A 22,977-nucleotide genomic window follows, 5' to 3' on the forward strand; every position below is an offset into this window, starting at 1 on the left:
CCAATATCAATCACAATAACCAAGGACTCTCTCAAATTCCATAGGCCCGCCGAATAAATCCAGAGCGCTGCCGACGGTCACATCCACTCTGTTTCTTCCTTCTCTTTTGATCAGTTCAAGGTCGGCAAAGTCCTTTATGCCTCCCGCGTATGTTACAGGGTTTCCCATGTAGCTTCCGAGAATCCGGACCAGTTCCTCGTCAATGCCCTGTCCCTTTCCCTCCACATCGACCCCATGAACGAGAAATTCCGAGCAGTATTCTTCCATCTCCTCTAAGCGTTCTTTTGTAAGAATGACATCTGTAAACTTCTGCCAGCGGTCTGTGACGATATAATACTCTCCGCCCTTCTTCCTGCAGCTGAAATCCAGCACCAGATGCTCCCGCCCGACGATATTCGAAAGCTGTCTCAGGCGCTCAAGCCGGATCAACCCTCCGGAAAATACATAGGAAGTGACGATCACATGGGATGCCCCCTGTTTGATAAAAAAGGAAGCGTTCTCGTCAGTGATGCCGCCTCCAACCTGAAGTCCTCCCGGAAATTCACGCAGTGCCGCCAATGCTTCCCGTACATCCGCATCATAATACTCTGAGCTTTTAGGGTTCAGGATGATAATATGTCCTCCGGATAAACGGTGCTTTCTGTATAGTTTACCATAAAAACTTCCGTCATGTACGGAAACAAAATTTTCTTCTGCATGGTCTCCCTTGTCTAACAGGCTGCCTCCCACAATCTGCTTAATCTTTCCGTTATGAATATCAATGCACGGCCTGAATTTCATTTCGCCTTCCCTCTTTTCGTGTCTCTACCAGGCATCCAGCTCTTCCAGCATACGAAATGCCTTCCCTTTCGGCTCCGCCTTAAAGGTACATGCCTCCCCGGTCACCGGATGCCGAAAACTGATCCTGGTAGCATAGAGTCCTATCTCTTCGTATTGTTTCTTCGTCTTTTGGAATTTCTTATTGTATTTAGTGTCTCCGTAAAGTCCAAAGCCTCTGGCGGCAAACTGGACCCGGATCTGGTGGTGTCTCCCGGTCATGAGATGAATCAGGCAGTAGGTAAGTTTCCCTTCTCCTGTCTCCACCATATCCAGAACCTCGTAAGACAGCTCCGCTTTCTTTGCTCCCTGCGTTTCCCCCGGCACGGTGCAGGACGTATTTTTCTTATCGTCTTTCAACAGATAATCCGTAAATACCCCGTCCTCTTCAGGAAGCCAGCCGTTTATAATGGCCTGATAATCCTTCTCAAATATATGTTCCCTGATCTGGCGGCTCAGCTCTGCCGCCGCCTCCTTCGTCCTGGCAAACAACATGACGCCTCCCACGGGACGGTCAAGCCGGTGGATCACATAGAGCTCCGGTTCCCTGTCAAGGTTCTCCTCAAAAAAGAGCTGGTTTTTAAGACTGTGAAATACATCCATATCTCCGCTCTTGTCATCGGCCGTGGGCATCCCCGCCGGCTTTTCACAGACGGCAATATCCTGATCTTTGTAAAGTATCTTTACTTCTCTTTTTCTTCTCATGACTGCTCCTACATCTTAAACCGGTATCCGACACCCCATATGGTCTCGATATACTGCGGCTTTGCAGTGTTAAGTTCAATCTTCTCCCGAATCTTTTTAATATGGACGGTGACCGTGGCAATGTCTCCGAGAGATTCCATATCCCAAATTTTATTAAATAATTCCTCTTTTGTAAATACCCTGTTTGGATGGCTGGCAAGAAAAGTTAAAAGGTCAAACTCTTTCGTCGTAAATGCCTTTTCTTCTCCGTTCAGATAGACTCTTCTTGCGGTTTTATCAATTTTGAGTCCGCGGATCTCCACCACATCATTTTCCTGGGTGTTGCTGGATACCAGACGGCGGTATCTCTCTAGATGGGCCTTTACTCTGGCAACCAGTTCGCTCGGACTGAACGGCTTTGTGATATAATCATCTGCTCCCAGACCCAGTCCGCGGATCTTATCGATATCCTCCTTCTTGGCGGATACCATCAGGATCGGAATATCTTTCTTCTCCCGGATCTGCTTGCAGATCTCGAAACCATCCACACCCGGAAGCATAATGTCCAGAATAATCATATCAAAATCTTCGGTAAGGCCCAGTTTCAGACCTTTCTCTCCGTCCGTCTCAATCTCTACTTCAAAAGAACTCAGCTCCAGATAATCCTTCTCAAGCTCTGCGATGGCCAGTTCATCTTCTACAATTAAAACTCTACTCATTACTCTCTTCCTCCTGGGTGTCTGCGATTTTATTTAATGTAAAAAATATTGTGGTGCCGGAGCGCAGCTTGCTCTCCGCCCATATCTCTCCCCCATGTTCTTCAATGATCTTCTTACAGATGGAAAGTCCCAGTCCGCTGCCTCCGGCAGAATTCCTGGACATATCCGCGCGGTAGGTTCTGCGGAAAATATTGGGCAGATCCTCCCTGGAAATACCGATGCCGTTGTCTTTAATCGCAACCTGGATCTTGCGGTCCAGCTCTTTTAATGTAATGCTGACCTTGCCCTTCGCTTTATTGGTATACTTACAGGCATTGTTAATGATGTTGTTCATCACCCGCTTTAACTGTTCAGGATCAGCCATCACCGCTACATTTGCGGAACAGTAGTTGCTGTATGAGAACATCATTCCCTTCTGCTCCAGGTCTGAACCAATCTCATCCACACAGTCTTTAAAGTAGGCGTTAATATCGATCTTCCTGAAATTATAAGGAATAATGTTGGAATCGATCTTGGAATACAGGGACAGCTCATTGATCAGCACATCCATGTCGTTGGCCTTGTTGTAGATCGTCTTAATATACCGGTCCATCTTCTCCGGCGTGTCTGCCACTCCGTCCATGATCCCCTCCACATAGCCTTTGATGGCTGTGATCGGCGTCTTCAGGTCATGGGAAATGTTGCTGATCAGGTCACGGTTCTGTTTTTCATAGATAATTCTTGCCTCAATAGACTCTTTTAATTCCGCCCTCATGGCATTAAAGGAAGCACAGAGTTCCCCGATCTCATCCTTGCTGTTGATCTCCACATCGTCGTCTAAGTTGCCCTCCTTGATCCGGTCTGCACCTTCTTTGAGTTTCTTTAACGGCCTTATGAACTCAGAGTACATAAACCAGGAAAGCAGAAAACTGGTAAGAATCAGGATCGCCACAATCGAAAAGAAGACCTGGCTTATAATATTCTTATAATGAGGCAGGACTGTCTCCAAATCTGTCAGAATAAACGCAGAGCCTTTGCTTCCGTCGGTATACTGAAAGTCCTGCTGCTTGACAAGAAAATTTTCCGGTTTCCCGAGAAATACTCCGCTGTCCTGGCTGCTGATCTCACTCCCAAACCCGGGAAGTTTCTTCTCCGTCTCGGTGTGATCTTCTTTTGTTCCCCGATATACGATTGTCTTTCCTTTTCTGATGATCAGATAAGACTCTTTTTCTTTTAGCCTCTGATTGATCCTGTTCAGGTAATCCGTATCCTCAAAGGCCGCGGGATTCTCGATGGCACTCCTCTTCAAGTCGTTGAAACAGGACTTCGTCTCATTGTTCATCGTTTTCAATGGATTGGCGAATCCTTCGATTCCATTGGAATATATGTTTTCGTTGGTTGTGCGGATATACCCTACACTTAAAGCAGCGATTGATACTACCATCAAGAAAATCGGCAGTATAATCGCTGGCAAAAATATAATTCTTACTTTGTTCACTACTTTCATGACCCCGTACCTTCCTGCTGCTTTTGGTACTTCTATTATATCATAGGAAGGTGGGAAAAAGAGTATTTGAATAAAGTTTTATGAAGTTTTAATAAAATTTAAAATGGCATCTGCCACATCTTCTTTGGACATGATGGGAAGCTGTTTTTCCCGGTCATCGGTGATCAGCGTCACCACATTTGTATCCGTCCCGAATCCCGCTCCGGACTCTTTCAGATTGTTGGCTACAATCATATCTATCTGCTTTTTCTTAAGCTTCTTTCTGGAATTCTCCAGCATGTTCTGGGTCTCCATAGAAAATCCGCAGATAAACTGGCCTTCTTCTTTTGTTTGGCCCAGCTCCTGTAAAATATCTTTTGTCCGGACTAGAGGAATGGACATATCCCCATCGGTCTTTTTCATCTTCTCATCGCTTACCCGGGCCGGAGTATAATCTGCCACAGCCGCCGATTTAATGATGATGTCCTGTTCCTTTTTTCTGCTCATGACAGCCTCATACATATCGGCTGCACTTACAACCGGCACTGTGGTAACGAACATCGGCGGCTCAATCTCTACCGGGCCGGTAACCAGGGTCACATCAGCACCCCGGAGCATTGCCATCTTTGCCAGGGCATAGCCCATCTTCCCTGTCGAGTGATTGGTGATATACCGCACAGGACAAATCGCCTCTCTCGTGGGTCCGGCAGTAATCAGCACCTTTTTTCCTGCAAGATCCTTCGGCCGGTGCACAGCCCGCTCAATATAAGCCATGAGGACTTCCTCAGAGGGCATTTTCCCCGCACCTGTATCCCCGCAGGCCAGATGTCCGCTGGCCGGCTCGATAACCGTATAACCGTATGTTCTGAGTTTCTCAAGATTATCCTGAAGGATTGGATTCTCATACATATTTGTATTCATAGCAGGCGCGATCAGGACGGGACTTTTGCATGCCATTACGGTGGTTGTCAGCATGTCATCTGCAATTCCACCTGCGATCTTTCCGATCACATTGGCGGAAGCCGGAGCGATCAGCATGGCATCTGCTTTCTTTGCCAGTGACACATGCGCCACATGAAATTGAAAATTCCGGTCAAAGGTTTCCACCAGACATTTTGTATTGGTCAGTGATTCAAATGCAATGGGATTGATGAAGTTGGTTGCATTTTCTGTCATGATCACATGGACTTCGCATCCCCTTTTTATCAGCATGCTCGCCATGTTAGCCATCTTATAGGCCGCCACGCTTCCCGTGACACCCAAGACGATTGTTTTTCCACTCAGCATAGTCTTCTCCTACATATCCTCCAGCCGGCCATGTTTTTCATAGCTGGTCAGACGGGTGATCTTATTATTGTCATCTACAAACACTACTTTTGGTTTGTGCTCTTTTGCCTCTTCCGGCGTCATTTCAGCATAACACATTATAATGATCTTGTCTCCCTGGGATACACACCGGGCCGCCGCCCCGTTTAAACAGATCATGCCGCTTCCGGGCTCTCCGGCAATGGTGTATGTCTCAAACCTGCTGCCGTTATTGATATCAACGATGGCCACCTTTTCATATTCCAGAATGCCTGCTGCCTCCAAAAGTTCGGGGTCCACCGTGATACTTCCCACATAGTCCAGTTCTGCCTGTCTCACCGTGGCCCTGTGGATCTTTCCTTTTAACATCGTAAGCTTCATCATCTTTCTCCTTACACTAACACATTGTCGATCAGTCTTGTTTTTCCGATATAAACTGCCATAGCCAGCATACAGCCGCCTTCCAGTGTCTTCACCGGCTGCATGGACAGAGCGTCCACCGCCTCAACATAATCAATCCTTGCCAGCGGTTCTGTCTGTATCTTATCCTTCATGGCCAGGACAACCTTCTCAGCATCCTTTTCGGTCTTTGCAAGCTCTGCTCCCAGCCGCACCGCCTGACTCAGAATCAATGCGGCTTTTCTTTCCTCCGGTGAAAGATATGTATTTCTGGAACTCTTGGCGAGTCCGTCTTCTTCTCTTACGATCGGACAGCCCACGATCCGGATATCCATATTCAGATCTCTCACCATGCGTCTGATCACCGCCAGCTGCTGGCCGTCCTTCTGTCCGAAATAGGCTCTGTCCGGAGTGACAATATTGAAAAGCTTCGTGACAACCGTGCAGACTCCCCTGAAATGCACCGGCCTTGTTTTCCCACAGAGTCCTTCCGTCAAAACGCTCATATCAACGAAAGAGCAAAAGTCGCCGGCATACATCTCCTCCGGTTCCGGATGAAAGATCAGATCTGCCCCTGCACTCTCACAGATCTGTGCGTCATGTTCCAGGTCTCTCGGATAATCGGCCAGATCCTCCGCCGGGCCAAACTGCATCGGATTTACAAAAATACTCACGACGACTCTGTCGTTTTCTTTTCGTGCACAATCTACCAGACTTTTATGCCCTTCATGGAGATACCCCATGGTCGGCACGAATCCGACGCTCTGCCCCTGCATCTTCCATTCTTTTATCTGTTTCCTGACATCATCTACTGTACTGACAATCTTCATGATCCTCTCCTTAATACAACTTCTCTATAATATCGTCGTCGATCGCAAATGTATGCTGTTCTTCCGGAAATGTCCCGTCTCCTACTGCCCTGACATACTCCTGCACTGCCTCTTTCATGACCGGGCCTGCGTTTCCGAACTGCTTTACAAACTTCGGTACAAAATCCCTGTACATATTCAGCATATCCTGGTAAACGAGGACCTGACCGTCACAGTCTGCCCCTGCGCCGATGCCGATGGTCGGAATGCGGAGTTTCTCAGAAATAAGCTTTGCAAGTTTTGCAGGAACGCACTCCAGCACGACCGCAAATGCTCCGGCTGCTTCTACTGCCAGGGCATCCTCCAGAAGCTTCTTCGCCGCTTCTTTGCTTTTGCCCTGTACTTTAAATCCTCCAAAGGCGTTTACAGACTGCGGAGTAAGGCCTACGTGGGCCACGACCGGGATGGAAGCCTTCACAATGGCCTCGATATGCGGACACACGTCCTTTCCGCCTTCCAGCTTAACTGCCGTAGCTTCTGTCTCTTTCATGATCCTTCCGGCATTGACCACTGCATCGTATACAGACGTCTGGTAGGACATAAATGGCATATCCACTACGACAAGCGCATTCTTTGCTCCCCTCACAACCGCAGCGCCGTGGTGGATCATGTCCTCCACAGTCACCGGGATCGTCGTGTCATAGCCGAGCATAACCATCCCCAGGGAATCTCCCACTAGGATCGAATGAATGCCGGCCTCGTCAAACAGCCTGGCCGTGGAATAGTCATATGCTGTGAGCATGGAGATCTTCTCTCCCTTTTCTTTCATCTTCTGAAATGTACTTACTGTGTTCTTCAATGTTCTTCCTCCAATATTCTCTCCATATGTTCATAGCTTCTCATCGGATATTTGCTTTTCGCAATCCTTATCAGCTCCCTGCACAGAGGAAGGTAGATCTCCTTCTCTTCTCCGGAAAGAGCATTTAAATTCTTTTCCACAGTAGCTGCATCATTTCGCTCCACCGGTCCTGTCAAAGCTACTTTCGGCCCCGAACGAAGAATATTTTCAAGATTCGGCCGGACAAGAGGAGCAAGCGCCATAAGGCCCTCCTGCTCACTGAATCCGCAGCTTTCAAGAATCCTTAAAGCCCGGTTCATCAGCGCCGCCATCTGGTTGGACGCCATGACCGCGGCCGCATGATAGCGAACCTTGTGCTCCGCCTCGATCTCCACGACCGGGTTGGGCAACACGCTTAAAAATGAGAGCATCTGATCTCTGTGCTCCCTGTCACCCTCAAGGGTAAACAAGGCTTCAGAAAGATCTTCATATGAAGTTTTCTTACTGTTAAATGGAAACATTGGATGGATAGAATAGCCGTAAGCCCCTGCTTCGGTTATTTCAGAGAAAATAGCGGAACTTAGGGAACCGCTGCAGTGACAGATAAACTTTTCCCGGACCGGAAAAGCTCTGATCTGCTCCCACACGTCTTTGATCTGACCGTCGGGAACAGTAATGAAAAGAACATCACACATTGATAATAATTTGTCAAATGAATCAAAACTTTGTGTGTGTGTTGCGTCTGCCGCCGCCTGGGCTGAAGCCTTGTTGCGGCTGGCATACCCTGCCAGAGGGATGCCGTAATGTACGAAATACCTGCCAAGGGAACAGCCTGCTTTGCCTGCCCCGATAAACCCTGCTTTCATACGGAATAATCACCTGCCTTCTTGAGGTGATGTCCTTCATAAGATTCGATCACTGGTATGATTTCTCTAAGGAATACCATCCAAGGGTACTATATCACCTCAATTTGCATTTAGCAAGAAAAATTGCCATGTTTGAATTGTTCTTTTTTATTTGCTATAATCTCACCCGGAGGATACTTATGAATGATTTTATTTTCAGCTTAAATTCGACTGTCCCTATCTTTTTTATGATCTTTCTCGGATGGTTTCTGAAGGAAAAGGGATGGTTTAACGAAAACTTTGTAAACACGGCCAATAAATTTGTCTTTAACGCGGCCCTCCCAGCCCTTTTATTCCGGGATATTTCCGGTGCACCGCTGAAACAGGCCTTTGATCTTAAATACTTTTTTTTCTGCATGATCGTCACCACTCTGATGTTTTCCGGCATCTGGATCTTTGCAGAAATTTTCTTAAAGGACAAGTCCATGACCGGGGCGTTTGTCCAGGCCTCTTTCCGGGGCAGTGCCGCCATCCTGGGAATCGCCTTCATCGAGAATATTTACGGGCATTCTACTATGGGACCGCTGATGATCGTTGCCAGTGTACCTCTTTATAATATCTTTTCTGTCATCGTTTTGACAGTCAGGGGATCGGGTTCCGGCACAGGCAGCATGAAATCCGCGCTGATTAATATCGCGAAAAACCCTATCATTCTGGGAATTCTTGCCGGACTTCCGTTTTCCTATCTGTCCGTGGATTTTCCGCCGATCATCGATAAATGCTTAAACGAACTTTCTGTCACCGCAACTCCGGTGGCACTGCTCTGTGTCGGCGCAGGTTTTGAGGGCGCAAAGGCTTTGAAAAAAATCCGGCCTACGATGGCTGCCGCAGTCATCAAGCTTTTTATACTGCCTCTCATCTTTCTTCCGTTTGCTGTTTTTTTCGGTTTCCGGAATGAAGGGCTGATCGCAATTCTGATCATGCTCGGCTCACCGACTACCGTGAGCTGCTATGTAATGGCGAAGGCCATGGACAACGACCATGTACTGACTTCCAGTATTGTGGTGGCTGCAACCGTACTTTCTTCTGTCAGCCTCACATTTTGGGTTTATCTGTTGCGGATGTTTTCGTTTATCTGATATAATCATTGTAAAGAATAATAGAGTAAGATGAAGAAAGAGAGGACGTACCTATGAAAAATGTAAAAGAACGTTCTGCAAAAATTTACGATAAAAAGGCTGAAAATTATGAAAAGACCATCAGCGGTAAGATGGCGGCTTCTCTGGAACAGGAGATGATCAAAAAGATATGTGTCCGCGACAATGATAAAATTCTGGATGTGGGATGCGGGACCGGAGCGCTGCTCGCCGGACTCACACGCTGGAGAAACGCTGAAGGATATGGAGTCGACATCTCCGGAGAGATGATCCGCAGGGCCAGTGAAGATTATCCCGACCTGCATTTCCAGGTAGGCAGCAGCGATGACCTGGATTTTGAGGACAATACATTTCGCATCATAACTGTGTGCAGCGCATTCCATCACTTCCCCGACCAGGCGGAGTTCATTCAGAAAGCGGCCGATCTCCTGACTCCTGGCGGAAGGCTTTACATCGGTGTCGTTGCATTCCCGGAGGTAATAAGAATCACCGGCAACGTGGCGGACAGGCTTCTTCCTTCCTGTAAGGTGAAACGGCCGTCCACTCATGAAATTCTTGGCATGTTCAAGGCAGCGGGACTCACAAAGTTTCGTGTACATAAGCTGAAAAAACTGCTGTTGATCTCTGCAAAGAAACCTTTGCCTGAGGATTAAGCAGTCCAAACATACATACCGCAAGACACGCTTTAGCGGCGTGTCTTTTTCATCAGCTGAATCGTCCATGATTTTCTGTCTACATGAGCATTGCCTGGAAGATCAGGATCATAGTGATGCCAAGTGAAATCAGCAGGACTGAACGGTAAAAATCCTTCATTTCTTTTAGTTTATCTTTTTTTATTTTTTTCTTCATTTGTAGATTCTCCTTACATCCGTATTTAATAATTAGACGTTTTGGGCAGCATAAAAGTTGTGCCTGTTTCATCATTTGTTTTTATGGTTCCCAGATAGTGCACTCTTTATGTTTTTTGCTTTCTCACAGAGAAAGGACAAAGTGGGCAAGCCCACACCTCATCTCCCCAGCCTCTCACTCTTTGAGGTGCTTGACAACTTTGCGTGCCAGATGCAATTTGCCGCAGGCAAATAATTTCCTTACGCATCTGTGCACAACCCACGGAGCGTTTTTATTTCATAGGGAAGGTCATAGAACTTTCCTATGAAATGAAATAAAAGAGGAAAGTTTACAGAATACACCTGTAAAATTCCCTCTTTGTATTTTGATATGTAATCGTCTGCAGTTACCGGAGGAGCAGCAGGAAGGCCAAAAGCATCAGAATCCCTGCTGTTATGAGCAGCAGAGACCTATAAAAATAATTGATCTACCATACCGTATGCCTCTTTGAAATCTTTTTCATCCATACCATCTCCTTCACTTTCTGCCCCTCTCAGCCGTGTTGGAAATAAAATGTATTATTATAAATTTTTAAAACTTTTGTAACTTTATTATACCTGTTTTTACAACAAATATCAACGAAAAAAGTAGTTAACTTTTTATATATTTATTTAGTAAATATTACCTCTCTACTCCAGCCATTTCAAAAACCAGGGCAGCTTCTCCTTCTTCCTTTCCAGCTTTTTCACTCCTTTTTTTCCTACCTGCTGCTCCAGTTTTTTTCTGGTATTTTCGTCTTTTGCCGCTTCACTCTCTTTGGTAATGCAAAGGTCCGGAAACATGACACACCACCAATTATGTCCACTGGCATTTCCGAGATCAATTCTCAGTGCATCGTAGGTTCCCTCGGGAAATACGTAGCTGCCATAGTCTTTTTCGGGAAACTTCTCTCTGGTCAGATAGACTTTGACCGGAAGATCCCTTCCCCTCTTTTGCAGCGTGGCCTTTGCCACTTTGGCAATATCCTTTTTCCTGCTGTCAAGGATTCTCTTTGCATCTTCTTTTGTTTTGGCCTGCTCCATACAGGGCTTCAGATATGCCACTACCTGATCCCTGACCAGGAGTTTCTCTGCCTGGTCTTTCCTGCTGTTACTATTTGCCCGTATATGGAACCGCACGACTCCCTGTTTTATTTTCTGATCCGCTTTGTCGTCTTCCTCTTTTGCCCAGACCACAGAGAAGATCACTGCGGCGGCAAGGAAAAACATCCAGATGTTTGATTTCTTCTTCATACTATGAACATGCCCGGATTTTCTGAATTTTAAACATGAAAACTTTTATCAGATACCCGGTAGACAGGCAGAAGCATCCAGGTTATGATGGAGCCGGCTAAAAATTTTACATTAAATATTTCGATTCCGGGGTTGACATTCCGGTGCCAGGTATAGTATTTTAAAGACATAAGTCATATGACTGACGGACAAGTGGAGTTTACCACAGGAAGTATGACAATGAATTTTTAGCCGACCGTCTGGGCACTCTGCCTGGACGTGCGGCTTTTTTTATTTCAAAGGAAATTATTTGCTTTTGGCAAATCGCATCTGACACGCAAAGTTGTCAAGCCCCTCAAAGAGTGGGGTGTTGGGGAGATGAGGTGTGGGCTTGCCTACTTTGTCCTTCCATAAACCGCTTATACTCGTATCCCAGGCAGCCAATCAACATTTTTACAGGAGGTTCCTATGATTGTTGGACACATCCATTCCATGGAATCCATGGGATTAGTGGACGGCCCGGGCATCCGCAGCGTAGTCTTTTTCCAGGGCTGTGCCCTTCGGTGTAAGTTCTGCCATAACCCCGACACCTGGGAGTTTCAGGGCGGTGAAGAGATAACTCCGGAGGCACTGGTGAAAAAGATTTCCCGCTTTAAGCCGTACTTTAAACAGAACGGCGGAGTGACCTTTTCGGGCGGAGAGCCGCTGATGCAGCCGGAGTTTTTGCTTAAGACCCTGAAACTCTGCAGACAGGAAGGTATCCATACGTGCATTGACACCGCAGGCTTCGGACAGGGAGATTATGATGAGATCCTCTCTTACACGAATCTGGTACTTTTAGACCTCAAAGAAATAACCGAACTGGCTTACGAGTCTATGACAGGAAGACCGATGGAGCGGTTCAACGAATTTCTAAAGGCATTGGAACGGAACAGCACGAAACTATGGATCCGCCATGTCGTAGTTCCGGGACTTACAGACAGCGAAGAGCACATGCAGGAATTAAAGGAATACATAGACCGCATACCAAACGTAGAAAAGGTAGAGCTTCTTCCCTATCATCTGCTCGGTGCCAACAAATATGAGGTAATGAATCTTTCTTACCCACTCAAAGGAGTTCCGGCAATGGACAAGGAACGTACCAAACAACTTCAGGAAACCTATTTTGATCAATATGGAGGAAAACAATGTTAAAAGAATGGAATGGCTTTAAAGATGGAAAATGGACAAAGGAAACCAACGTAAGGGACTTTATACAGAAAAATTATACGTTATATGAGGGCGATGACTCTTTCCTGGCAGGTGTTTCAGAAAAAACGGAAAAAGTGTGGAACAAATGCGAAGAACTGCTTTCCGAAGAAACAAAAAAAGGCGGAGTTTTAGATGTAGAAACTGACATCATCTCCGGCATCACAAACTTTGCTCCCGGATATATCGACAAAGAAAATGAAGTCATCGTCGGTCTTCAGACAGATGCTCCGTTAAAACGTATCGTAAACTTATACGGCGGAAAGAGAATGGCCCATTCTTCTCTGGAGCAGTACGGATACAAGCTGAATCCGGAAATTGACCGTCACTTCAATGAATACCGCAAGACACACAACGAAGGTGTCTTTGATGCTTATCCGCAGCGCACAAGACTTGCAAGGACTGCCGGTCTTTTGACAGGGCTTCCGGATGCATACGGACGAGGACGTGTAATCGGAGACTACCGCCGTGCCGCCCTCTATGGAATTGATTATCTCGTTGAAGAAAAGAAACGTGATCTGGATGCCTTAGACGGACCGATGAGCGAAGACCGCATCCGTGCAAGAGAGGAAGTATCCGAGCAGATCCGTGCTTTAGGAGCGATCAAAGAAATGGCTGCTTCCTACGGAGTGGATATCTCTAAACCCGCATCCAACGCCAAAGAGGCTGTTCAGGCCGTATATATGGCTTACCTTGCCGGTGTAAAAGAAAACAACGGTGCGGCTACATCCCTCGGACGTACTTCCACTTTCCTTGATATTTATATTCAGCGCGACCTGGAAAACGGCGTTCTGACGGAGAAAGACGCCCAGGAACTGATCGACCAGTTTATCATCAAGCTTCGTCTTGTAAGACATTTAAGGACACCGGAGTACGATGAATTATTCGGAGGAGACCCTACCTGGATCACAGAGTCCATCGGCGGCATCGGAATCAACAGCAAACCGCTTGTAACAAAGACTTCTTTCCGTTATCTCCATACTCTTTATAATTTGGGAACAGCTCCGGAGCCGAACCTGACTGTCCTCTGGTCTGAAAAGCTTCCGGCGAACTTCAAGAAGTTCTGCTCCAAAGTTTCCATTGACACAGACTCTATCCAGTATGAAAATGACGATGTCATGAGACCGATTTACGGAGATGATTATGCTATCGCCTGCTGTGTGTCTGCTATGAAAGTCGGAAAACAGACCCAGCTGTTCGGAGCGCGCTGTAACCTTGCCAAATCCCTGCTGTATGCAATCAACGGCGGCATCGATGAGAAAAAGGGCATTGAAGTCATTCCGGGCATCGAGCCGATCACCGATGAAGTATTGGACTACGAAAAAGTTTGGGCAAACTACAAAAAGGTTCTTTCTTATGTGGCCGAATTATACGTTGACACAGTAAATATCATCCATTATATGCATGACAAATATGCCTACGAGGCGAGCCAGTTCGCACTGCACGATACCAATATGGAGCGTATTGCAGCATACGGCGTGGCAGGTCTTTCCATCGCGGCAGACTCCTTATCAGCGATCAAATATGCCACTGTAAAACCGGTCCGCAATGAAAACGGTGTGGCTGTAGATTTTGAGACTGAAGGAGACTTCCCGAAATACGGCAATGACGATGACCGGGCAGACGACTTGGCCGTCAACACTGTCACTTTATTCTCTGAGGAATTAAAGAAACATCCGATCTATAGAAATGCCATCCATACATTATCTGCGCTTACCATCACATCCAATGTTATGTATGGAAAGAAAACGGGCTCCACACCGGACGGAAGAAAATTAGGAGAGCCTCTTGCTCCTGGTGCAAACCCAATGCACGGACGGGACAACAGCGGCGCTCTGGCTTCTCTAAATTCCGTAGCCAAGATCCCTTACCGCGACGTATGCCAGGATGGTGTTTCCAACACCTTCTCCATTGTACCGGAGGCCTTAGGAAAAGATCAGGGCCAGAGAGAAGAAAATCTTGCAAATATCCTGGACGGTTACTTTGTACAGGGCGCTCATCACCTGAATGTCAACGTATTCAACCGCGAGACATTGATTGATGCCATGGAACATCCGGACAAATATCCGACACTGACGATCCGTGTTTCCGGATATGCAGTAAACTTTAATAAGCTTTCCAGAGAACAGCAGGAAGAAGTTGTGAGACGAACATTCCACGAAGGGATGTAGGACATTTTGCAGAGTATGGCGGCACCTGCCCGCTTTAAGATTTCATCGGGAGACAGATCCGAATCAAGAATCATCTGCGGCTGCATGAGCAGTTCTTATTTGGATACCCGTTTTCCCGAAAAATCCCATGCTATAAGGCTGCGGACAATGTTTTGTCCGCGGCCTTTTGTTGTTTTATAATACACCGACTCTAAGATACGGCAGAAGGCAGATACAGTAATGTATTTTGTCTTCTGTCTTTTTATATGATAGGAAAGGATAACGATCTCAGATTTTTTAAAATCTGCTTTCCAGTCTCTTTATATAAAAGAGGAGCAAATGAACCTGCTGTATTCAAAAGCAGCGGCCGGAGATGAAAAAGCACTCTCTGCCGCCGCACGGCTCCAGGAACAATTAGAACTTCATGACTTTTATCAGATCGATACTCGAATTGAACAGGCAGCCGCCGGACTGGGACTCCTCTCCATAGGTCTTGAACGCCAGGTAGAAGAAATCAGCGGAGGCCAGAGGGCCAGAGTCATCCTCGCTAAACTTTTGCTGGAACAGCCTTCTGTCCTGCTGCTGGATGAACCGACGAATTTTCTGGATAAAGAACATGTCTCATGGCTTGCAGACTATCTTTCGGGGCTTCCCAATGCTTTTATGGCCGTCTCCCACGACCATGACTTTTTAGAGAGAAGCGTCAACCGTATTTGTGATATTCATAACGGCAGACTCACAAAATATTACGGCTCTTATTCAGAATTTTTAAAAAAGAAGACGTTTCTTCAGGAAGAATATGTGCGCCAATATTCATCCCAGCAGAAAAAAATTAAAGAAACAGAAGAATTTATCCGCAAAAATATTGCCGGACGGAAATCAAAAATGGCCAGAGGGCGTCAAAAGCAGTTAAAAAGAATTGAGCGTATGGAAGATCCGGATATAACTGAGAGATGTCCTCAATTTAACTTTTCGCAGCTCCCCTTGACAAATACCGACCATCTCTTTGTGAGACATCTGTCTGTCGGCTACCAGTATCGATCTGTTATGGGATGATATGACCATGACACCGCTTCAGATCGTGTCTGACTGTTATCCCTCCCTCCCGATAAAAAAAGTACGTCAGCGTCTTGCACACTGCGGCATTTCCAGCCGTCATGCCGGACAGGAGATCGGGTCATTAAGCGGAGGAGAACAGTGCAAAGTAAAGTTATGTCTGCTGACACTAAACCCATGTAATTTCCTGATTATGGATGAACCCACAAACCACCTGGATTCAGCGGCCAAAGAAGCATTGAAAGACGCATTGAAAAAATTCACGGGCACCGTACTTCTTGTATCTCATGAAGAGAATTTTTACCGCGGCTGGGTGGACAGGGTGGTACAAATATAAAAATAATTTTAATTTGTATTACTTTTGTGCTGACAAATCCATATAATGAAAATGTAAAGATGAATACAGAATTAGAAAAGGGATATTCCGACATACAAGCGGGCCGAACAGTGACCATCATACGCGTAATGTATCAAGGGCGGAATATTGATGTTCAATTAACAAAGTACACCAAACAATAAATATAACAGGCAAAGTATCTGTCCATATTTTACAGATACTTTGCCTATGATCTTATTTATCCATACATTTCAAAAATCGAGCGGAGATCATGCAGAAACTGTCATACTATGATTTCTGTTCCATATTCTCTCAGCACTTCTCTTATCTCTTCCTGAGGCTCCTTCTCACAGATCACCCCATCTACCTGTGTGAAATCTGTGAAGACATAATTTGCCTGGAAATCAAACTTTTTTGTCTCCATCACCAGATATCTTCTGCGGCTTTTATCGATGGCCTTCCGCTTCATGGCTCCGTCCTCCGGAACATAGGTAGTGACTTCATTTCCTTTTATATCCGCTCCGACAACACCCATAAAGCAGAGATCAAATCTGAAGTTCTCCATCATAGAAAGGGTCAGCGAACCCAGGAACCCAATTTGAGAACGGTTGAACTCTCCTCCTAAAAGTATAAATCCAGTGTTTCCGTCTGCTGCGAACAGATTTGCGATATCCAGCATACAGCTTACGACCGTCACTTTCCGTTTAGAACGGATGATTTCCCACGCAACCTCCAGGTTCGTTGTGGATGTGTCCAAAAAAACCACATCCCCGTCGCTGATCAGCTTTACCGCTTTTTTTGCAATCCTCTGTTTTTCTTTCAGGTTCGTTTCCTTCCTTGAAGAAACCGCATTGCTGTGCCCCGGGTGCATGCCTTCCGTCAAAACAGCACCTCCATAGGCACGCTTTAAAAGGCCGCGGCCTTCCATACTGGCCAGATCTTTCCGGATACAGTCTTCTGTAACCTCAAACATCCGGCTCAGCTCTTTTACTTTTACTTTCTGATTTTCATGCAAAAGTTCAAGAATCTTTTGCTGTCTTTCTTCTACAAACATGATCTGTCACCACCTGATTTTTCTTTTTATTTTAACAGAAAAGAGAAAGACCGTCTATTGTACCTTTTAGAATTCACTCTTCACTTCTTCCATACTCCAATCCCTTTAAAAGTAAAAACTCATTGACCACAAAAAACTGAGCCGTCATATATACATCGGAATTACACCTTCCCTTCAGCACCGGATGAGCATAGAACTGAAGGCTGATATCGCTGAGCCGCGACAGCTCATTATTCCCCACTTTTGTCACAGAGATGATTTTGACACCCTTTGCTTTCAGCCTGCCTGTCAGCTCATTGACAAAGGCATTTTCACCGGAAAGAGAAAACAGAAAAAATACATCTCCCTCTTTTACGATTTCCAGCACCATCTTTATTTCATCCCGTCCTTCAATCAAATTACATAAATAGTCCAGGAAAAGCAGGTTCTTCTTTAACTCTCTTGCAGCATTTTTCTGGACCGCTCCTGTTCCGTATACATATATGCTTCCGGCCTTGGAAAGCATCTCTGAGACATCAGAACAGTCCCTGCCCTTCATCATATCCAGAGTCTTTATGTAGTCCTGGTAGACCCGCTCGATCTCCCTCACATCGAAGGATTCCTCCTCCCGGCTGTCCCATTTCAAAAAAATCTTCAGTTCCCCGTAGCCTTCCATCCCCAGTTTATGAGTAAATCTTGAGACTGTTGTGTGGGACACATGGCACTGTTTTGCCAACTCCTGGATCGACATGGTCTGACACTCCTTCTTATGCCGCAGAATATAGTTCCAGATGCTCAAATCATTTTCATTCAGTTTATCATAATTTTCTTCAATCAGGGTTTCCAGCCTCATCCGCTATCTCCTCTTTTTTTGTCTTATATTCCATGTACTTTAAAAATAAAATCTCAATCAAAATGAAATATGATGTGAGAGAATCATACTCTATGTGACTGAACGGCTGGGAAAACACCGTCTCAGTAACGTAGAGAGCATAGTCCGCCATATGTGCCAGCGTATTTTCCCGAAGCTTCGTGATGGACAGCACAGAGACGCCCCGAATCTTTAAGTTTCTAGTAAAATTATTGATAAATTCATTCTCTCCTGACACAGATATGATGATGAACAAGTCGTCCTCTGCGACAATACTGAGGAGCCTTTCCGCCTCCTCATATCCGCTCAGATCATAGATCAGTCTCCCGCTCATCATGAAGGTCCGCTTTAACTCTTTTTTAATAGAGGACTGGATCATGCCGATCCCATACACATAGATATTCTCTGCCTGGTCAAACTTCCTTAAAATATCTGTGCAGTCCTTTTCTTTCATGCTGTCGATCACCCGGCGGTAAGACTCACAGACCATGTCCACATGTCTGATGTTTTCCTTTGCTTCCTGATTGTCAAGCTTTAAAAAGACCTTCAGTTCACCGTAGCCTTTTAAGGACAGTTTCTGGGCAAACCGCAGGACTGTTGTTCTCGACACACTGCACTTAAAAGCCAGCTGGTCTATGGTAAGCTTTTCACACTCTTTCCTGTGTGAAAATATGTAATTCCATATGTATAAATCATTTTCATTGAGCTGTCCGTAATGCTTGTTCACCAGTTCATCTAATTTCATAAAGACATCTACCTCATAAATGCTTCCGCCGCCTTCTGGTTCCTGAATCTTACCCTAATTTTACTCTATTTCCCACATTTTGTCCATTGATGCAAGAAGGCAGATATCCTCATGATACCTGCCTTGCAATAATGGAGAAATTTCCTACTCGTATTCCACCAGAGGACTTGTTCCCGCCTCCACTGTCTGTCGTGTATAAAATTTGGTCAGTTTATGTCCGTTTGGTTCTATGAAAACCAGCATGGAGACGTCCGGAATTTTTTCTTCCCTGAGCATCTGACGGTCCACCTTTACAAGGGGATCACCGACTTTTACCTTCTGTCCTGGCTCCACATAAGTTTCAAAGCCCTTTCCATCAAGTTTTACCGTGTCCAGTCCGATATGAATGAGCACCTGAACACCGTCACCGTTCTCAAGACCGATGGCATGCTTTGTATCCGTCACCGTAGTCACTGTACCGGTGCAGGGAGCCGAAAACACATCCTCCTCCGGCCAGACAGCAATCCCGTCACCCAGAACCCTTCCTGCAAACATTTCATCATCTACCTCAGAAAGATCAATACTCTTTCCTGTTACCATGGAATAAAAAATCTTCTCTTTTTTACTTTTTCCCTTTAAAAATCCGAACATCCCATACCTCCCATTTGACTTATTTCAGTTCCGGCCAGAAGTCTTTGTTTGCTTCGATCAGGTCATCCAAAATCAGTTTTGCAATCCTTGCACTCGGAACTGTCTTTGAAAGAGTCAGCGCCTGCCACAGTTTCTGATAGCTTCCCTCGATCCACGCTTCCACTGTCAGTTTTTCTACACTTACCTGCTGTTCCATCAATCCTTTCTGGAACTGAGGAATTGCTCCCTGGCAGATCTTTTCATATCCGTTGCAGCCTACGATACAGGGAATCTCAACCATGGCTGTGCGGTCAAAGTTTTCCACTGCCCCTTCATTCGGAACGATCAGGAGGAATCTTTCCTGTGTATTCTCAGCGATGGCACAGGCGAGGTCAACGATATAAGTTGCATGTGCATCCGCCTCAAACGCACATCCTTTGCTTGTGCCGTTTTCTACAATCCGCCTGCACTCTCCGAACACAAATTTCTCCCGTCCGTCCATGACTTCATTGGCCCTTGTGTACTCCGGATCAGAGGTTTCTACCACATAATCAGGGAACAGATAATATTTTAAGTAGGTATTCGGGATCGTCTCCGGATCTACTGCGTAGACATCTCTTGCCTTTTGGAAGGTATGTACCCAGCTTTCGTCCACATGCTGGTTTGTATCGGACAATGCGTCCGCAAAACCGTTTGCTTTCATATGCTCTTTAATCTGCGGCATCAGATCATTTCCGTTATTGTCATAAATCTTATGCCACCATCCGAAGTGGTTCAGCCCATAATATCCGACCTGCATCTCTTTTCTGGAAGACAGCCCGCACATATCTGCCATTTTCTCTTCCAGGTCGATCGGCATGTCGCAGATGTTCAGGATCTTGGAATCGGGACGCAGCCTCCTGGTAGCCTCCGCAACGATGGCTGCCGGATTTGAGTAGTTCAGCATCCAGGCATTCGGAGAATACTGTTCCATATAATCTAAAATCTCGATAACGCCGCCTATGGAACGCATTCCGTAGGCAATTCCTCCCGGTCCGCAGGTCTCCTGTCCGAGCACTCCGTATTTTAACGGAATTTTTTCATCCAGCTCTCTCATGGCATATTTCCCTACCCGGATATGTGCCAGTACGAAATCAATGTCTGTAAATGCAGTCTCCGGGTCCGTCGTATATCCAAATTCAATTTCCGGTGCATGCTCTTTCAGGTAAATCCGGCATGCCTGTGCCACTACTTCCTGTCTCTCGGCGTCATTGTCGTAAAACATGATTTTTCTGATTGGAAAACGGTCCATGTGCTCTAAGAGCATCAGAGCGATACCCGGTGTAAATGTGCTGCCTCCTCCTGCCACTGTAACTGCATATTTCTTCTTTGTCATAATCAACATCCTCCTAGCATTTGCTTTGTTGTTTTCTTCACTGACCAAATAGTACACCCCAAAAGCATCCGGTGACAATAGATTTGCCGGGTTTAGGGAGCGGTCATTGGTTCCGTGACACAGAACAAAAGCTGTGAATTTTCACATTTCCCGGATTTTGGCCCGGATTTTCCATATACCTGTTCCTATGTAGAGTTTGACCGCTGTATCGGCGGTCAGATCCCCTGGCACTGCATAAGGAGGCCGGATTATTTTATATCCAAAAAGAAACTCTGGAATATCACACTCCGGGCGGAAAAATGAGCTTTCCTGCCGGTTCCGGCGGTCTGGTCAATTCCAACGTCCTGCACGCCACAAAATCTCTGGACTCAAAAAAAATAAAATCCATAATGCAGTACGTTCAGGAGCATTATTCTGAAAAACTGACGGTCTCTCAGATCGCACACGCATTCGGGAAACCATGGGATGTTCACCAAAAGAATACCGACGCAAATGGCAGGATAGTGATATAAAGCAGCAGTAATCTTATATTTTTATCTGTATTTTTTCGTTATAATGATATTACAGATAAGCAGAACAGAAACAGGGCCCCGATTCTTTCTCTCCTAAAAACTGTAATCATAACTTCTCGGAATCTCAATGAATGAGATTCTAACTGAAATTTGAAAACTGAATATCGTGCAGGAATAGAGATTTGGCAAAAAAGGGCATAAACGTTGGACATAGAGGAAGCTATGCCTTGAAAAATTCTATGGTATGGGGTAAGATATCATCATTAAGCGGCTAAACTTAATAATGATTCTTGAAATGCCTCCGTTGGCGGCATTTCCCAGGCATCAAGATGTTGCAGCATCATGATGCCGTAGAGGCGGCAGTACCACATCTTCGTAGAGCGGTGTCTGCCGTCTTCTAGTTTATAGTCTTCTTTCTCACGCTTGTTGGAGCGTTCCACGGAAGTCCTTCTGTCATATTCCTTTTCCCATGCTTTACTGTCCCTTGGCGGTATGTTAAATAACCTTGGATTATCATCGGTGAAGATGTGTACGGTTCTGCCGTATTTCGCCGGTGAGCAGGGATGCTCACAGAAGCAGCCGCATTTGCGGTTTGATTTCGGGCACCGGTATTTTGCCCGGTGTTTGGCAACCTCATATCCATCTTTGTGCATGCGTAAGCCCAGCTTACAGACAGGGACACCATCGCCGTCAATAGTGAAATCGTCCTTATAGGTAAAATGTCCGGTGTGGCCAGGATTGAGGTCAATAAAAGGAGAGATCTTTTCCTTCCGGCAGTATTCATAGACAGCATAAGCATCATGGGCGGAATCCAGGAGGAGTTTCTCAATACGGAATTCCGGGAGGTATGCTTTCATTGTAAAAAAGGAGTGAAGAAAAGAAAGCATATCATGTCGGGACGCTCTTTCTAAAAGCGGAAATACAGGGAGATCGCTGTAGGAATCAGAAGCCACATACATGTAGAGGTGGTAACCGAAGAAATAGCATTCCCGGTGGGAGTCCCATCCCCAGTTACAGTCCGGTTGGGAATAATGATGCTTGCAGTTACAGGAAGAACGGCCCTTTTCCTTACAGCCGCAGATCCTTTTTTTCCGTTGCTGAGCAGCAGTACGGACAGGAGTTCCGTCACCGGCCAGAGCAAGGTGCTCCGGATCAATCAGGCCTTTACGGACAGAAAGGCTTAGGAACTGCTGATGATAAAGACGGAATATCAGATAAAAAGGATTATCCGCTTTAAAGTGCCAGCGTTCCAACAAAGGAAGAAGTTTTGAAGCTGTACTGGAAGAATCGCAGGGAGTCTTATCGCCTTTCTTTTTTCCCTTAAGGGGTTTCATTTTAGGAAACCGGTCTTTCGGAGAAGAGTTGTTGGAGTCATCCTGCCAAATACGGGAGAAGAAATCGTAAAAGGTACCAACACCGGGAGTATCTCCGAAAGGGAAGCCACTGAGGATGGCATAAAGGGGAGTTTCCCGGAGCATACGGCACCAGACGGTAATGGAAGTCACTTTCAGTTTCAGGGCAAGCAGGTAAGAACGCAGCATGCAGGAAGGAAGCCGGGGTTCCGGTCCAAAGACAGAGTAGCAGTCCCGCATGATAGAATCAGTAGGTGAAAGATCGAGATACCAGAACTGCACGATATAATCCCAGGTGTTTTTGGAAAGCACAAAGGGATCAGGATAAAAATTCAGAAACTCGGATACGAAAGTATCCTGATAGGCGGCATGTCCGCCGGGATTAGTAGGTAACAAAGAAATCGCCTCCAGTCAATTGAAATAAAATATAATCAATCGGCTTCGCCGCAAATTTTGAGCGATTTGTCAAGTGTTTTTAAAAAAAGTGGGTGATTTTTTTGAGATAGGGTCTGAAAGCCTTATAAAATCAGGGCTGAAGATTCCGAGAAGTTAT

The 22,977-nt window shown here is 45.8% G+C and carries 20 protein-coding genes, 1 pseudogene and 1 riboswitch; of the genes and pseudogenes, 5 read left to right on the forward strand and 16 right to left on the reverse strand.

The genetic code is table 11. The features are described 5' to 3' along the window. Positions 1 to 6: 6 nt before the first annotated feature. From hisA to QGT46_RS04110, 9 genes are all read right to left on the reverse strand, one after another. Complete coding sequence (hisA, locus tag QGT46_RS04070; protein ID WP_148459093.1) at positions 7 to 780, reverse strand: phosphoribosylformimino-5-aminoimidazole carboxamide ribotide isomerase; 774 nt, start codon at positions 778 to 780, stop codon at positions 7 to 9. 24 nt (positions 781 to 804) lie between these two features. Beyond that, positions 805 to 1,521 carry an RluA family pseudouridine synthase gene (locus QGT46_RS04075; RefSeq protein ID WP_148459092.1) on the reverse strand — a complete coding sequence of 239 codons (717 nt, stop codon included), beginning with the start codon at positions 1,519 to 1,521 and terminating at the stop codon, positions 805 to 807. Positions 1,522 to 1,529: 8 nt separating this feature from the next. Beyond that, positions 1,530 to 2,219 (reverse strand): response regulator transcription factor, encoded by a 690-nt coding sequence (locus tag QGT46_RS04080; RefSeq protein WP_006568425.1) that lies wholly within the window; start codon positions 2,217 to 2,219, stop codon positions 1,530 to 1,532. Continuing rightward, positions 2,212 to 3,705: a sensor histidine kinase gene (locus tag QGT46_RS04085; RefSeq protein ID WP_148459091.1), complete on the reverse strand. Its 1,494-nt coding sequence runs from the start codon at positions 3,703 to 3,705 to the stop codon at positions 2,212 to 2,214. Before QGT46_RS04085 ends, QGT46_RS04080 begins: the two co-directional genes overlap by 8 nt. A 78-nt stretch (positions 3,706 to 3,783) precedes the next feature. Next, on the reverse strand, positions 3,784 to 4,971 hold the full coding sequence (gene coaBC / locus QGT46_RS04090; protein WP_148459090.1) for a bifunctional phosphopantothenoylcysteine decarboxylase/phosphopantothenate--cysteine ligase CoaBC: 1,188 nt from the start codon (positions 4,969 to 4,971) through the stop codon (positions 3,784 to 3,786). Between the two features lie 9 nt (positions 4,972 to 4,980). Next, positions 4,981 to 5,370 carry an aspartate 1-decarboxylase gene (gene panD, locus QGT46_RS04095; protein ID WP_024729280.1) on the reverse strand — a complete coding sequence of 130 codons (390 nt, stop codon included), beginning with the start codon at positions 5,368 to 5,370 and terminating at the stop codon, positions 4,981 to 4,983. A gap of 11 nt (positions 5,371 to 5,381) precedes the next feature. Then, positions 5,382 to 6,218 carry a pantoate--beta-alanine ligase gene (panC, locus tag QGT46_RS04100; RefSeq protein ID WP_024729279.1) on the reverse strand — a complete coding sequence of 279 codons (837 nt, stop codon included), beginning with the start codon at positions 6,216 to 6,218 and terminating at the stop codon, positions 5,382 to 5,384. A 10-nt stretch (positions 6,219 to 6,228) separates the two neighbouring features. Then, positions 6,229 to 7,056, reverse strand: a complete 828-nt coding sequence (gene panB / locus QGT46_RS04105; RefSeq protein ID WP_148459089.1) for a 3-methyl-2-oxobutanoate hydroxymethyltransferase — start codon at positions 7,054 to 7,056, stop codon at positions 6,229 to 6,231. Then, complete coding sequence (locus QGT46_RS04110; RefSeq protein ID WP_148459088.1) at positions 7,053 to 7,901, reverse strand: Rossmann-like and DUF2520 domain-containing protein; 849 nt, start codon at positions 7,899 to 7,901, stop codon at positions 7,053 to 7,055. The genes panB and QGT46_RS04110 overlap by 4 nt, the downstream gene beginning before the upstream one ends. 179 nt (positions 7,902 to 8,080) lie before the next feature. On the opposite strand from QGT46_RS04110, the gene QGT46_RS04115 reads away from it, so the two are divergent. After that, positions 8,081 to 9,019: an AEC family transporter gene (locus QGT46_RS04115; protein WP_024729276.1), complete on the forward strand. Its 939-nt coding sequence runs from the start codon at positions 8,081 to 8,083 to the stop codon at positions 9,017 to 9,019. 53 nt (positions 9,020 to 9,072) lie between these two features. Continuing rightward, positions 9,073 to 9,690: a class I SAM-dependent methyltransferase gene (locus tag QGT46_RS04120; protein ID WP_024729275.1), complete on the forward strand. Its 618-nt coding sequence runs from the start codon at positions 9,073 to 9,075 to the stop codon at positions 9,688 to 9,690. A gap of 864 nt (positions 9,691 to 10,554) precedes the next feature. Here the strand turns inward: QGT46_RS04120 and spoIIR are convergent. After that, positions 10,555 to 11,157: a stage II sporulation protein R gene (gene spoIIR / locus QGT46_RS04125; RefSeq protein ID WP_024729274.1), complete on the reverse strand. Its 603-nt coding sequence runs from the start codon at positions 11,155 to 11,157 to the stop codon at positions 10,555 to 10,557. Between the two features lie 167 nt (positions 11,158 to 11,324). Then, positions 11,325 to 11,409, forward strand: a riboswitch (ZMP/ZTP riboswitch). Between the two features lie 195 nt (positions 11,410 to 11,604). On the opposite strand from spoIIR, the gene pflA reads away from it, so the two are divergent. The 3 genes and pseudogenes from pflA to QGT46_RS17215 all read left to right on the forward strand — a co-directional run. Then, positions 11,605 to 12,330, forward strand: a complete 726-nt coding sequence (pflA, locus tag QGT46_RS04130; protein ID WP_148459086.1) for a pyruvate formate-lyase-activating protein — start codon at positions 11,605 to 11,607, stop codon at positions 12,328 to 12,330. Continuing rightward, positions 12,324 to 14,555 carry a formate C-acetyltransferase gene (gene pflB, locus QGT46_RS04135; RefSeq protein WP_148459085.1) on the forward strand — a complete coding sequence of 744 codons (2,232 nt, stop codon included), beginning with the start codon at positions 12,324 to 12,326 and terminating at the stop codon, positions 14,553 to 14,555. The genes pflA and pflB overlap by 7 nt, the downstream gene beginning before the upstream one ends. A 258-nt stretch (positions 14,556 to 14,813) precedes the next feature. Further along, positions 14,814 to 15,927, forward strand: a pseudogene (locus tag QGT46_RS17215) (ABC-F family ATP-binding cassette domain-containing protein); the annotation flags it as partial. A 283-nt stretch (positions 15,928 to 16,210) separates the two neighbouring features. On the opposite strand, the gene QGT46_RS04145 reads toward QGT46_RS17215, so the two are convergent. From QGT46_RS04145 to QGT46_RS04170, 6 genes are all read right to left on the reverse strand, one after another. Further along, positions 16,211 to 16,981 (reverse strand): DeoR/GlpR family DNA-binding transcription regulator, encoded by a 771-nt coding sequence (locus tag QGT46_RS04145; protein ID WP_148459084.1) that lies wholly within the window; start codon positions 16,979 to 16,981, stop codon positions 16,211 to 16,213. 73 nt (positions 16,982 to 17,054) lie between these two features. Continuing rightward, complete coding sequence (locus tag QGT46_RS04150; protein ID WP_148459083.1) at positions 17,055 to 17,813, reverse strand: MurR/RpiR family transcriptional regulator; 759 nt, start codon at positions 17,811 to 17,813, stop codon at positions 17,055 to 17,057. Continuing rightward, positions 17,791 to 18,576: a MurR/RpiR family transcriptional regulator gene (locus tag QGT46_RS04155; protein ID WP_148459082.1), complete on the reverse strand. Its 786-nt coding sequence runs from the start codon at positions 18,574 to 18,576 to the stop codon at positions 17,791 to 17,793. Before QGT46_RS04155 ends, QGT46_RS04150 begins: the two co-directional genes overlap by 23 nt. A gap of 144 nt (positions 18,577 to 18,720) precedes the next feature. Beyond that, entirely contained in the window at positions 18,721 to 19,206 is a 486-nt protein-coding gene (locus tag QGT46_RS04160; RefSeq protein WP_024729267.1) for a PTS sugar transporter subunit IIA, read from the reverse strand. Between the two features lie 19 nt (positions 19,207 to 19,225). Beyond that, positions 19,226 to 20,560 carry a 6-phospho-alpha-glucosidase gene (locus QGT46_RS04165; protein ID WP_024729266.1) on the reverse strand — a complete coding sequence of 445 codons (1,335 nt, stop codon included), beginning with the start codon at positions 20,558 to 20,560 and terminating at the stop codon, positions 19,226 to 19,228. A 775-nt stretch (positions 20,561 to 21,335) separates the two neighbouring features. Continuing rightward, positions 21,336 to 22,820: a hypothetical protein gene (locus tag QGT46_RS04170; protein WP_287518697.1), complete on the reverse strand. Its 1,485-nt coding sequence runs from the start codon at positions 22,818 to 22,820 to the stop codon at positions 21,336 to 21,338. Positions 22,821 to 22,977 lie beyond the last annotated feature (157 nt).

The organism is Anaerostipes faecis, assembly GCF_910574135.1.
GTDB lineage: Bacteria > Bacillota > Clostridia > Lachnospirales > Lachnospiraceae > Anaerostipes > Anaerostipes hominis.

Coding starts and splice junctions, on each gene's coding strand:
- hisA (WP_148459093.1), bottom strand. CDS start 780: ATGAAATTCAGGCCGTGCATTGATATTCATAACGGAAAGATTAAGCAG.
- QGT46_RS04075 (WP_148459092.1), bottom strand. CDS start 1,521: ATGAGAAGAAAAAGAGAAGTAAAGATACTTTACAAAGATCAGGATATT.
- QGT46_RS04080 (WP_006568425.1), bottom strand. CDS start 2,219: ATGAGTAGAGTTTTAATTGTAGAAGATGAACTGGCCATCGCAGAGCTT.
- QGT46_RS04085 (WP_148459091.1), bottom strand. CDS start 3,705: ATGAAAGTAGTGAACAAAGTAAGAATTATATTTTTGCCAGCGATTATA.
- coaBC (WP_148459090.1), bottom strand. CDS start 4,971: ATGCTGAGTGGAAAAACAATCGTCTTGGGTGTCACGGGAAGCGTGGCG.
- panD (WP_024729280.1), bottom strand. CDS start 5,370: ATGAAGCTTACGATGTTAAAAGGAAAGATCCACAGGGCCACGGTGAGA.
- panC (WP_024729279.1), bottom strand. CDS start 6,218: ATGAAGATTGTCAGTACAGTAGATGATGTCAGGAAACAGATAAAAGAA.
- QGT46_RS04110 (WP_148459088.1), bottom strand. CDS start 7,901: ATGAAAGCAGGGTTTATCGGGGCAGGCAAAGCAGGCTGTTCCCTTGGC.
- QGT46_RS04115 (WP_024729276.1), top strand. CDS start 8,081: ATGAATGATTTTATTTTCAGCTTAAATTCGACTGTCCCTATCTTTTTT.
- QGT46_RS04120 (WP_024729275.1), top strand. CDS start 9,073: ATGAAAAATGTAAAAGAACGTTCTGCAAAAATTTACGATAAAAAGGCT.
- spoIIR (WP_024729274.1), bottom strand. CDS start 11,157: ATGAAGAAGAAATCAAACATCTGGATGTTTTTCCTTGCCGCCGCAGTG.
- pflA (WP_148459086.1), top strand. CDS start 11,605: ATGATTGTTGGACACATCCATTCCATGGAATCCATGGGATTAGTGGAC.
- pflB (WP_148459085.1), top strand. CDS start 12,324: ATGTTAAAAGAATGGAATGGCTTTAAAGATGGAAAATGGACAAAGGAA.
- QGT46_RS04145 (WP_148459084.1), bottom strand. CDS start 16,981: ATGTTTGTAGAAGAAAGACAGCAAAAGATTCTTGAACTTTTGCATGAA.
- QGT46_RS04150 (WP_148459083.1), bottom strand. CDS start 17,813: ATGAGGCTGGAAACCCTGATTGAAGAAAATTATGATAAACTGAATGAA.
- QGT46_RS04155 (WP_148459082.1), bottom strand. CDS start 18,576: ATGAAATTAGATGAACTGGTGAACAAGCATTACGGACAGCTCAATGAA.
- QGT46_RS04160 (WP_024729267.1), bottom strand. CDS start 19,206: ATGTTCGGATTTTTAAAGGGAAAAAGTAAAAAAGAGAAGATTTTTTAT.
- QGT46_RS04165 (WP_024729266.1), bottom strand. CDS start 20,560: ATGACAAAGAAGAAATATGCAGTTACAGTGGCAGGAGGAGGCAGCACA.